Below are 11,526 nucleotides of genomic sequence, written 5' to 3'. Positions count from 1 at the left end.
CCTGTAACGCAGTGTCAACCGTTGTCGATAACGTTTTCGACTCCCCTGCGGCGGGGTTCTGCCGGACCTCTATCATCGTCGGCGTGGCGTTTCCGCAGCGTGTCAAGATGTCAGACGTAGCCCGTGCGGCCGGCGTCTCCTTGGCGACCGTGTCCAAGGTGATCAATGGCAGGTACGGCGTCGCGCAGGCGACCGTGGAACGCGTCCAGCAGGTCATCCAGGAACTGGGGTACGAGGTCAGCCTCGGGGCACAGAGCCTGCGCAGTCACCGGACCAACGTGCTGGGGATCCTGGTAGCCGAGTTCGAGCCGTTCTCGACCGAGTTGCTCAAGGGAGCGTCCCGGGAGGTGGCCGGCACCGGCTACCAACTGCTGGCCTACTCCGGCGGCGACGGCGACGTCGCGGCCATCGGCTGGGAGCGACGGTCGTTGGCACGCCTGTCCGGATCGCTCATCGACGGGGCCGTGATCGTCACGCCGACCGTGGTCGAAACCAAGCAGGGCTTCCACGTCGTCGCCGTCGACCCCCACACGGGCCCGTCCGGCCTGCCCACCGTCGACTCGGACAACTTCGCCGGAGCCGTGCTCGCCACCAACTACCTGCTGTCGCTCGGCCACCGCCGGATCGGGCACATCAGCGGACGCCCCGACCTCGAGTCGGCACGCCTGCGCGAGGCCGGCTTCCGCAAGGCCATGGCCGACGCCGATGTCCCGGTGGACGAGAGTCTCGTACGCGTCGGCGGGTTCCGGATCGAAAGCGCCGCCGGTACGGCCGCGGAGCTGCTCACGCTCGCCGACCGGCCGACCGCGGTCTTCGCGGGAAACGACCTCTCCGCGATCTCCACCATCGACGTCGCCCGGAACATGGGTATCACGGTGCCCGACGACCTGTCCGTGATCGGCTTCGACAACGTCCCGGAGTCGGCGCTGGTGAACCCGCCACTGACGACGATCATGCAACCGCTGCAACGCATGGGTGCCGAGGCGTTGCGGCTGCTCATCGACCTGATCGGCGGCGTCGACCGCGATACGCACATCCGGCTCCCCACCGAGCTGGTCGTCCGCGCGTCCTGTCGCCCGTACGCCCCGGCCTGGCGGAGGCTGCCGCTGTCCACCCGCCCCGCGTCGACAGGCGACTGAGCAACCGGCTGACCGGCGACCGAGCGCGTCGACAGGCGACTGAGCAGCCGGCCGACAGGCGACCGAGCGCGTCGACAGGCGACTGAGCAGCCGGCCGACAGGCGACCGAGCAACTGGCTTGCCTGCTCCTTTCGACTGCCCGGCGGAGGCGGTCGAGGGCGGGGCGCCCGGGGTCGCCCGGCCGGCACCCGCAACCTCGTGGTCCGCGTCGATCCTCGGGCCGGGGCGGTTCAGCGCACGGGCAGGCGGTCCCAGCCGGGCGGCAGCGTCGGTACGGTCCAGTCCGGATCGGGTACGAAGTCGCACCAGGTGCCGTCGAACGGGAACTCCCCGGCCTCGGCCAGCTTGGCCACCCGCTCCCCCTCGGCCCGTACCGCCGTCGGGTCCGGGACCCAGTAGTGCTCCGGCAGGGCGAGCCGCTCGGCGAACTCTCCCTCGTCCTTCCACTCCCAGCTGTGGTCCGGCCAGATCACCACGTCGAGGTCCTGGTCCACCATGTCGACGCCGGCCACCTCGCCGTCGTCCCACCGGACGCCGTGTTCCTCCAGGTTGACGTACCAGTTGGCGAACCGTCCGTCGGCGTCCCGGAAGAACCAGACCGAGTGGTCGGCCCCGGCCGGCAGGAACTTCAGCAGCGGAGGTCCGTTCCAGATCCCGACCTTCAGCCGGTACGACGAGGTCACCCACTCGGTGAACGGCATCGCCCGCATGCCCCGACCGTCCTCGGTGACCTCACTGGCGGCCGGGGTGCCCCGGGCGATCCAGAGCAGCAGGCCACGGGCGTCGTCGCTGACCACCCGGGCCGGGCGGACCCAACCGATCCGCCCGCGTCGGACGTTGCGGTGCAGGACGACCCGACCCCGGGGGAAGCGCATCCGGCCGGTCAGTACGAGCGGGCCAGGATGGCGACCAGGTCGGGCTCGTCCTCCGAGTCCGGCACCGATCCGTCGGCGCGGCGCAGGCAGCGCACCGTGACGGCCTGGGCATTGGCCTTCGCCTCGCCCTCGGCACCGACCGCCGACCACGGCACCAGCGCCCAGCCCGCGCCGGCCGCCTCGATCGCCTCGTCCAACGTCTTCACCGACGCGGTACGCGACTCGCGCATCGCCAGCGCCTCGTCGTGCAGCGTCTGCTGGTCGGCGTCGAGCGCGGCGAGCACCGCCGACACCACGTCCGCGACCGGAACCGGGGTCTTCGCGCCACTGGTCCGGCGCACCAGCACCGCGTTGCCGGCGGCGAGGTCGCGGGGGCCGAGTTCGACGCGTACCGGATAGCCCTTCAGTTCGGCGTCGACGGCCCGGCGGCCGAACGGGGTGTCGACCCGGTCGTCGAAGCCGACCCGTACCCCGGCGTCGCGCAGCGCGTCGCAGAGCTTGGCGGCCGCCTCGGCGACCCCGTCGCCGGCCTTGACCACCATCACGTACGCCTGGGTCGGCGCCAGCCGGGGCGGCACCCGCAGCCCGTTGTCGTCGCCGTGCGCCATGATCAGCCCGCCGAGCATCCGGGTGGAGCTGCCCCAGGAGGTGGTCCAGGCGTGCTCCACCCCGCCGGCCGCCGAGGTGTACGTGATGTCGAACGCCTTGGCGAAGTTCTGCCCCAGTTCGTGCGAGGTACCCATCTGGAGCGCCTTGCCGTCGCCCATCATCCCTTCGAGGGTGTAGGTATGGGTGGCACCGGCGAACCGTTCCCGGGCGGTCTTCAGCCCGACCAGCACCGGGATGCCCAGCACATTGACCATGAAGTCTTCGTACACCTCGTGCAGGATCTTGCGGGCGTACGCCCGAGCGTCGGCCTCGTCGGCGTGCGCGGTGTGCCCCTCCTGCCAGAGGAACTCGCTGGTCCGGAGGAAGATCCGGGGCCGCAACTCCCAGCGCACCACGTTCGCCCACTGGTTGAGCAGCAGCGGCAGGTCCCGGTACGAGTCGACCCACTTGGCCATGAACTCGCCGATCACGGTCTCACTGGTCGGCCGAACCACGATCGGCTCGGCGAGCGGCTTGCCGCCACCGTGGGTGACCACCGCGAGCTCCGGGGAGAAGCCCTCGACGTGCTGTGCCTCCCGGCGCAGATAGCTCTCCGGGATGAACAGCGGGAAGTACGCGTTCTCGGCGCCGGCCAGCTTGATCCGGCCGTCCATCTCCGCCTGCATCCGCTCCCAGATGGCGTAGCCGGCCGGTCGGATGACCATGGTCCCCCGCACCGGCCCGTTGTCGGCGAGCTGCGCCTTGGCGATCAGGTCCTGGTACCAGCGGGGGAAGTCCTCCGCACGGGGAGTGAGCACGCGTGCCATGAGGGCACATCCTAGGCGCCTGTGCCGGGGGCGGCGCGGCGGGGCGAGGCCACTAGCATCCGGAGCATGTCCTTCCTTGATCGTCTACGCGGTCGTCCCCGTCCTCCGATGCCGCTGCCGTACGATCCGATGTCGCCGGAAGGGCTGGTCGCGCGCTGGGTCCGCTGGGTGGCCGACTCGGCCCGGCGGGAGAGTCCGGTGGCCGACGAGACCGGCGAGTTCGCCTCGGTCAAACAGCCGGACGACGTCTGGTTTCTCGCCGGCACGTTCGGTGGCCCGGTGGCGCGCCGGTGCAAGTTGCCCGCCGATCGGCCGCTCTTCTTCCCGGCGTTCAACATCTGGCAGCCCCGGGCCCGGTCCGGCCAGATGCCGATCATGGAACAGGCCAGCGGGTACGCCCGGCTCGACGACGAGGACCTGCCGCTGGCGGTCATCGGCACGCCCGAGCCGTTCCTCGTCCGGGGCGCGCTCGGCAACCCGGTGACCGGGATGCCCTCGGCGCAGCCGGTGAGCTGCTGGGGCCTGTGGGGTCGGCTCGACCCGCTGCCACCGGGCAAGTACCGGCTGATCTTCGGCGGAACCGACGGCCGCCGGTTCCGGGTCGAGGCGAACTATCTCCTGGTCGTCACCTGACCCGTGGGCCACCTACCGACCCTGCCCGGTCAGCGCACCACCCGGTCGGCGCACCACCCGGGTCAGCACAGCACCCGGGTCAGCGCACCACCCGGTCAGCGCAGCACCCGGTCAGCGCACCACCCGGCCACGCAGCACGATGCGGTCCGGCGCCTGGACGACCCGCAGATCGGCCCGGGGGTCGGAGCCGTACACGACGAGATCGGCGAGACCGCCCTCGACCAGCCCGGGGAAGCCGAGCCACTCCCGGGCCCGCCAGGAGGCCGCCGCGAGCACATCCATGGTGGACATCCCGGCACGCTCGTGCAGCAGGAGCATCTCCTGGGCGGCCAGCCCGTGCTCGATGCCACCACCCGCGTCGGTACCGACGTAGATCGGCACGCCGGCCTCGTACGCGGCCCGGACCACCGCCGGAAAGCCGTCGCGGAGCGCGAGCATGTGCTCTGCGTACCCGGGAAACCTGCCCCGGGCCTGCTCGGCGATGCCGCCGAAGGTGTCGATGTTGATCATCGTGGGCACCAGTGCCGTGCCGCGTCGGGCCATCTCGTCGACGAGGTCGAGGCTCACCCCGGTCCCGTGCTCCACGGAGTCCACCCCGGCCCGGACCATGATCTCGACCGCCGACTCGGAGAAGGTGTGCACCGCGGCCCGGACGCCGGCCGCGTGCGCGGCCTCCACCGCGGCGGCCATGGTGGCCGGATCCCAGGACGGCGCCAGGTCACCGAGGCCCCGGTCGATCCAGTCCCCGACCAGCTTCACCCAGCCGTTGCCGGCCCGGGCCTGCGCGGTCACCGTGGCCGGTACGTCGGCGGCCTCGACCTCCACCGCGATGTCCCGCAGGTACCGCTTCGGCGGCGCGATGTGCTGACCGGCCCGGACCAGTCGAGGCAGCTCCGGCTCCTCCTCCAACTCCGGATACGGGTACGGCGAGCCGGCGTCCCGGATCGTCAGCACCCCGGCGTCCCGGTCGATGAGCGCCAGCTCGCGGGCCTGGTCGAGTGAGCCGATCGGCACCGCACCCGGGGCGATGCCCGGATGGCAGTGCGCGTCGACCAGACCCGGCAGGACGAAGCCCCGATCGGCGATCGTGACCGCGTCGGCGACCGGCGTGAAGGTGATCCGGTCACCCACCAACCACAGGTCACGGACCTCGTCGTCGGGGAGTACGACCCCTCGCACGTGCAGCGCCATGCGCACATTCCTACCGGATCACGTCCCGGCCACCCGCCGCGCCCCGCGATTCACCCGCGCGCCGTGCCCCACGGTCGACGCGCCCTCCCGTGCCCCACGGTTTTCGAGCGGCGCCGCGCCCTACCTGTCGGCGCGTCCGCGCAGGCCGGCCCAGCGCGCGGTGAGCGCCGGCAGGTCGACCGTCACCTTCCAGGGCCGCTCGGTGCTGAAGACGTCATCGGTGTGCGCGGCCGGTTCGTACTCCCCGGTGGGTCCGAGGACCATCTCGGTGAGCGTCATCCGCTCGTGCAGCGGATCGACGACCCAGTACGTCGGCACGCCCGCGTGGGCGTAGACCCGGGCCTTGTCGTACATGTCGCGGAACGTGGAGTCGGGCGAGATCACCTCGACCGCGAGGATCGCGTCCTCGACCGGGACCGGGCTGCGTGTGACGTGATCGGGCCGCAGCGCCACCACGTCGGGCCGGGGCTCGTTGCACGCGTTCAGGCTATCGCTCGCTGTCCCTGTCGACCGACGGCCGCGCCCGCTCCGGTCACTTCTCGTTCGGACGCTTGGTGAGCTTGTTGAAGTCGAGCTTCGGCAGCTTGAACCCCGGCGGCAGGCCCTGCCCACCCGGCAGCGCCGACGGGTCCATCCCCGGCGGAAGCTGCGGCATGCCGGCCGGAAAACCGCCGGCCGGGCCGCCGCCGACCCGGGGCCGACCGCCGCCCTTGGTCCCCTTGCGCTTGTTCTTCGGCGACTTGGTCGCCTTCCGCCGGCCGCCCGGCAGACCCATCATGCCGCCCATCTGCTTCATCATCTTCTGCGCCTCGGTGAAGCGGTTGAGCAGCTGGTTGACGTCCATCACGGTCACCCCGGAGCCGGTGGCGATCCGGGCGCGCCGGGAGCCGTTGATGATCTTCGGGTTGGTCCGCTCCCCCGGCGTCATCGAACGGATGATCGCGGTGACCTTGTCGAAGTGACTGTCGTCGACCTCGGCCAACTGGTCCTTCATCTGCCCCATCCCGGGCATCATCGCCAGCACGTTGGCGATCGGGCCCATCCGGCGGACCGCGATCAACTGGTCGAGGAAGTCCTCCAGGGTGAACTGCTCGCCGCCCATGAGCTTGGCGGTCATCTTCTCTTTCTGATCGGCGTCGAAGGCCTGCTCCGCCTGCTCGATCAGGGTCAACATGTCGCCCATGCCGAGGATCCGGCTGGCCATCCGGTCCGGATGGAAGACGTCGAAGTCCGTCAGCTTCTCACCGGTGGACGCGAAGAGGATCGGCTGGCCGGTGACCTGGCGTACCGAGAGCGCGGCACCACCCCGGGCGTCGCCGTCGAGCTTGGACAGCACCACGCCGGTGATGCCGACACCGTCCCGGAACGCCTCGGCGGTCCGTACGGCGTCCTGGCCGACCATCGCGTCGATGACGAAGATGACCTCGTCGGGGTTGACCGCGTCCCGGATGGCGGCGGCCTGCGCCATCATCTCGGCGTCGATGCCGAGCCGGCCGGCGGTGTCGACGATGACGATGTCCCGGGCGGCGCGGCGGGCGTGCTCGAGCGACCCCCTGGCGACCTGGACCGGGTCACCGACGCCGTTGCCGGGCTCCGGCGCGTAGACCTCCACCCCGGCGCGGCCACCGAGCACCTGCAACTGACCGACCGCGTTCGGACGCTGGAGGTCGGCGGCGACCAGGAGGGGCTGGTGACCCTGCCCCTTGAGCCAACCGGCCAGCTTGCCGGCCAGGGTCGTCTTACCGGAGCCCTGGAGGCCGGCGAGCATGATCACGGTGGGCGGCTGCTTGGCGAACTGCAACCGGCGACTCTCGCCGCCGAGCACGCCGACGAGTTCCTCGTGAACGATCTTGATGACCTGCTGGGCCGGGTTCAGCGCCTGCGACACCTCGGCGCCACGCGCCCGCTCCTTGATGCTGGCGATGAAACCCTTGACCACGGGCAGGGCGACATCGGCCTCCAGCAGCGCCAGCCGGATCTCCCGGGCGGTGGCGTCGATGTCGGCGTCGGTGAGCCGGCCCTTGCCACGCAGCTTCGTGAAGATCCCGGAAAGGCGGTCACTCAAAGTATCAAACACGGCGCAGCATCCCGTTTGTCGTATTCACCCGAGCATGACGTGGCCGAACCACGGGTGCCCGGCCATGGCAAGGGTAGCCGCCCGCTCCATCCGGCGCTTCCGCGCCGCCGAGCCCGGGACCAAGTCGAGACGGCCGTACCGCTGCCGTACCCCGTCGGCCCACCGGTCGGCTCAGAGCTCGACCAGCCCGGACTGGTAGGCGAAGACGACCAACTGGGCGCGGTCCCGGGCAGCCAGCTTGATCATGGCACGGCTGACGTGGGTACGGGCGGTGGCCGGGCTGACCAGCAGCTGCGCGGCGATCTCGGCATTGCTGAGGCCCTCGCCGACCAGGCCGACGATCTGCCGCTCCCGCTCGGTCAGGGTGTCCAACTGCGGATGCGGCCGGAGCACCCGGGACGGCCGGGTGGCGAACTCCCGGACCACCCGCCGGGTCACCGACGGGGACAGCAGCGCCTCGCCCCCGGCCACCAACCGGATCGCCCGGAGCAACTCGACCGGCCGGGTGTCCTTGATCAGGAAGCCGCTGGCACCGTGGCGCAGCGCGTCGAAGACGTACACGTCGATCTCGAAGGTGGTCAGCACGACGACCCGGGTGCCGGTCAGTTCCGGATCGGCGACGATCCTCCGGGTCGCCTCGATACCGTCGATCCCCGGCATCCGGACGTCCATCAGCACCACGTCGGGGCGCTCGCGCCGGGCCAGTTCGACCGCGCCCAGGCCGTCCGCCGCCTCCCCCACCACCCGCAGGTCCGGCTCGCTCTCCAGCAGGGTGCGCAGGCCGAGCCGGACCAGATCCTGGTCGTCCGCGATCAGCACCCCGATCGTCGGCGGCGCTCCCGTTCCGCCCCCGGTCATCCCCGGGCCTCCGCGGGCAGCCTGACGAGGACCCGGAACCCGCCGCCCGAACGCGGGCCGGCCTCCAGTACGCCGCCGAGGGAGTCGACCCGTTCCCGCATCCCGGTCAGCCCGTGACCCGCCCCCGGACCCGCGACCCCCGGCCCACCACGCCCGGTGTCGGTGACCTCGATCGTCACCTCGGCGGGCAGGTAACTTATCCGGACGGTCGCGGTGGCGGCGCCGGCGTGCCGCAGTACGTTGGTCAGCGCCTCCTGCACCACCCGGTACGCGGCCAGGTCGACCGCCACCGGCAGCGTCCGGCGGTCGCCGGTGACCGTCAGCGTGACCGGTAGACCAGTGCCGTGCAGCCGCTCGGTCAGCGCGGCGACCTGGTCGAGGCCGGGTGCCGGGGCCCGGTCGGTGCCGGCGTCCCGGCGGACCACCGACAGGGTCACCCGCAACTCGTCGAGCGCCTCCCGACTGGTCCGGCTGATCGCGGTCAACGCCGTCTCCGCCTGCTCCGGTCGGGTCGGCAGCAGGTGCAGAGCGATCTCCGCCTGCATGTTGATCGCGGCGAGCCCGTGCCCGACCACGTCATGCACCTCCTGGGCGACCCGGAGCCGTTCCTCGTCGGCCAGCCGGCGGGTCTGTTCGATCCGGGTACGGGCGGCGGCCTCCCGGTTGGACCGGACCGTGGCACCCACCGCGAAGGGTACGACGACCCAGGCCGACCCGGGTAGCACCCCGGCCAACCCCACGGGAGAGGTACGGATCGACACGACGGTGTGCGCCAGCATGGCGACCAGCGACACCGCCCCGCCGACCGCCGCGCGCCGGATCGGCAGGTACGCCGCCACGGTGTACACGGCGATCAGATAGCTCAGCAGCATCGGCCCGTACGGATAGCCGCCCACCAGGTACGCCGAGGTGGCCACGGTGCACACCGCGAGGGTGGCCAGCGGCCAGCGGCGGCGTACCGCCAACGCCAGCGTGGAGAGCGCGATCAGGGCGTAGCACCAACCGTCCGCCGGAACCACCCCGGGTTGGTGTTCCCCGATTACGGTGGTCACCGGCACGGTCAACGCGAACAGCCCGACCGCCAGCGCGGCATCGGCCAGCATCGCCGGCCAGCCCCGCCCCGGCACCGCCATCACGCGGCCTCCCCTCGGCTCGGCGTCGGCCACCGCATCAGCACCCGCCACCGCAGTAGCATCCGCCAGCGCATCAGCACCCGCCCGCCAGCGCATCGGCATCCGCGCCGGAAGCGGCCCGCCACCGGACCGGCGTCCGCCCCGGAAGCGGCCCACCGGGTCGGTGTCCGCCACCGGTTCAGAGGATGTCACGGCGGTGCAGTACGGCACCGGCCACCAGCGCGAAGCCGACCAGATAACCGGCGAGGGTCAATGCCGCCTGCCCGCCACCGACGACCTGCTCGACGCCGGGGGTGTCCGCGCCGGCTCCCAACGCGGCCACCAGGGACCCGGCGTTCGGTCCGGGCAGCCCCTTCTGTAGTTCGGCCACCCAGTCGAGCAGTGGCGCGGCGAGACTGGCCAGCAGGTTCTGTACGGCCAGCAGCCACACCAGACCCAGCCCGACCGGCAGCGCCACCCCGCGCAGCAGTACGGCCAGCAGCGCCCCGAAGCAGGCCCACATCGTGGCGATCAGCCAGCCGGCCCCCACCCCCACGGTCAGCTCGGCCAGCGGAGGCCAGTGCATCGGCTGCCCCTCGACCCCGGCGATCACGGCACTGGCGACCGCGGCGGTGGCGAAGACCGCCAGCACGGCGACCAGGGTCGCGGCGGCCAGGGCGACCAGCTTGCCGGCGTACCCGACCAGCCGGGACGGGCCCTGGGTGAACAGGGTCTTCCAGGTGCCCCAGCCGTACTCGCCGCCGACGGTCAGCACGCCGAGGATCAGCATGATGGCGCCGAGGAAGATCGGCAGGCCACCGATCGAGTTGCCGACCAGTTCGGCCGGAAGCAGCCCGCTCAGCCCGCCCCCTTCGACGCCCACCTGACCGGCACCGGGGCCGTCGCCAGCGGTGCCGGTGCCCTCGACATAGCCGGCGTACGGCACCAGGTAGGTGAAGGTCAGGCTGAGTACCAGCGCGACCGTCAGCAGCAGCCAGTTCGCCGGCCGGCGGACCAGCTTGTAGAGCTCCGCGGCCAGCACCTCGGGCAGGCCGCCGGGCCGGCGGTACGCCGACGCGCCCGGATCCGGGTCCAGTCCCGCCGGGGCGGCCCGTTCAGCCAACTGTCGGAACGACATCGTCCGCCTCCACACGTCCGTTCGGTACGGCGGAGTCCCCGCCGCCGGTGAGTTCGAAGAACACCTGTTCCAGGTCCCGTTCCCGGGGGCGCAGCTCCCGGACCGCCACCCCGGCGCCGACCAGCTCCGCGTTGATCCAGGCGGCCCGGTCCGGGTCGACCGCGAGGTCCAGTCCGCCGTCGACGACCCGTACCCGGTCCGGCCCCAACAGCGCCCGGGCCCGCTCGGCGGCGGCGTCCAGCGGATCCGCCAGCACCCGCAGGCTCGCCGCACCACGCAGCTCGGCGACGGTGCTTTCGGCCACCAGCCGCCCCCGGGCGACGACGCCGACCCGGTCGCAGATCTGCTGCACCTCGCCGAGCAGGTGGCTGGAGAGCAGCACCGTACGGCCGGCGGCGCCCAGCCGGCGGATCAACGTACGCATGTCGGCCATCCCGGCCGGGTCGAGCCCGTTCGTCGGCTCGTCGAGGATCAACAGTCGGGGGTCGGGAAGCAGCGCCGCCGCCACCCCGAGCCGCTGCTTCATTCCGAGCGAGTACGTCGCGTACCGGTCGCCGGCCCGGCCGGTCAGGTCGACCAGTTCCAGCACGGTCCGGATCCGGTCCGGCGGGCTGCCGGCGTACCGGGCCAGCACCCGCAGGTTCTGCTCGCCCGACAGGTACGGGTAGAAGGCGGGACCCTCGATCAGGGCACCGACCGGGGGGCGCCCCGGGGCGTCGGGCGGGCGGCCGAACAGCCGGACCGTGCCGGCGGTGGGCCGGACGAGGCCGAGCAGCATCCGCAGGGTACTGGTCTTGCCGGCGCCGTTCGGGCCGAGGAAGCCGTACACCTCGCCGGCCCGTACCGTCAGGTCGATCGCGTCGACGGCGGTGAGTTCGCCGTACCGCTTGGTCAGGCCGCGGGTCTCGACCGGGTGCGCCGGCCCGCCGCCCGGCGGACCCGGCACCTCGCGCAGTGGTCTCGTCATGCCCACGACGATCCCCGGCGCGGGCCCCGCCGCAATCCCCCCGCGAGCGGCGTCGCCGCTACGCCCGCTGACGTAGTGCCCGGGTGTTAGGAAGGGGCCCTTCTTCTACAGAAAATGATAA

The 11,526-nt window shown here is 72.0% G+C and carries 11 protein-coding genes; 2 read left to right on the top strand and 9 right to left on the bottom strand.

The genetic code is table 11. The features are described from left to right. Positions 1 to 107 precede the first annotated feature (107 nt). Positions 108 to 1,139: a LacI family DNA-binding transcriptional regulator gene (locus H4W31_RS17305; RefSeq protein ID WP_192767605.1), complete on the top strand. Its 1,032-nt coding sequence runs from the start codon at positions 108 to 110 to the stop codon at positions 1,137 to 1,139. 230 nt (positions 1,140 to 1,369) lie between these two features. Here the strand turns inward: H4W31_RS17305 and H4W31_RS17300 are convergent, their stop codons facing one another. Together H4W31_RS17300 and proS are read right to left on the bottom strand one after the other, a co-directional pair. Beyond that, complete coding sequence (locus tag H4W31_RS17300) at positions 1,370 to 2,014, bottom strand: DUF402 domain-containing protein (protein ID WP_192767604.1); 645 nt, start codon at positions 2,012 to 2,014, stop codon at positions 1,370 to 1,372. Between the two features lie 8 nt (positions 2,015 to 2,022). Then, positions 2,023 to 3,429 (bottom strand): proline--tRNA ligase, encoded by a 1,407-nt coding sequence (proS, locus tag H4W31_RS17295; protein WP_192767603.1) that lies wholly within the window; start codon positions 3,427 to 3,429, stop codon positions 2,023 to 2,025. 108 nt (positions 3,430 to 3,537) lie between these two features. Between proS and H4W31_RS17290 the strand changes: the two genes are divergently transcribed. Beyond that, positions 3,538 to 4,062, top strand: a complete 525-nt coding sequence (locus tag H4W31_RS17290) for a hypothetical protein (RefSeq protein ID WP_192767602.1) — start codon at positions 3,538 to 3,540, stop codon at positions 4,060 to 4,062. 111 nt (positions 4,063 to 4,173) lie between these two features. On the opposite strand, the gene H4W31_RS17285 is transcribed toward H4W31_RS17290, so the two are convergent. The 7 genes from H4W31_RS17285 to H4W31_RS17255 form a co-directional block, all read right to left on the bottom strand. After that, a complete protein-coding gene (locus H4W31_RS17285) occupies positions 4,174 to 5,253 on the bottom strand; it encodes an amidohydrolase family protein (RefSeq protein WP_192767601.1) in 1,080 nt (359 codons plus the stop codon). Between the two features lie 120 nt (positions 5,254 to 5,373). After that, complete coding sequence (locus H4W31_RS17280) at positions 5,374 to 5,865, bottom strand: Uma2 family endonuclease (RefSeq protein ID WP_192767600.1); 492 nt, start codon at positions 5,863 to 5,865, stop codon at positions 5,374 to 5,376. Continuing rightward, entirely contained in the window at positions 5,786 to 7,330 is a 1,545-nt protein-coding gene (gene ffh, locus H4W31_RS17275) for a signal recognition particle protein (protein ID WP_192767599.1), read from the bottom strand. Before ffh ends, H4W31_RS17280 begins: the two co-directional genes overlap by 80 nt. Positions 7,331 to 7,501: 171 nt before the next feature. Beyond that, entirely contained in the window at positions 7,502 to 8,188 is a 687-nt protein-coding gene (locus H4W31_RS17270) for a response regulator transcription factor (RefSeq protein WP_192767598.1), read from the bottom strand. Beyond that, on the bottom strand, positions 8,185 to 9,372 hold the full coding sequence (locus tag H4W31_RS17265) for a sensor histidine kinase (RefSeq protein WP_318783239.1): 1,188 nt from the start codon (positions 9,370 to 9,372) through the stop codon (positions 8,185 to 8,187). Before H4W31_RS17265 ends, H4W31_RS17270 begins: the two co-directional genes overlap by 4 nt. A gap of 127 nt (positions 9,373 to 9,499) precedes the next feature. Beyond that, a complete protein-coding gene (locus H4W31_RS17260; RefSeq protein ID WP_192767597.1) occupies positions 9,500 to 10,438 on the bottom strand; it encodes an ABC transporter permease in 939 nt (312 codons plus the stop codon). Beyond that, entirely contained in the window at positions 10,416 to 11,405 is a 990-nt protein-coding gene (locus H4W31_RS17255) for an ABC transporter ATP-binding protein (protein WP_192767596.1), read from the bottom strand. Before H4W31_RS17255 ends, H4W31_RS17260 begins: the two co-directional genes overlap by 23 nt. Positions 11,406 to 11,526 lie beyond the last annotated feature (121 nt).

Source organism: Plantactinospora soyae (genome assembly GCF_014874095.1).
Classification (GTDB): Bacteria; Actinomycetota; Actinomycetes; order Mycobacteriales; family Micromonosporaceae; genus Plantactinospora; species Plantactinospora soyae.
Note: the sequence above shows the minus strand (reverse complement) of the source record. Positions and strands in the feature narration are given on the sequence as shown.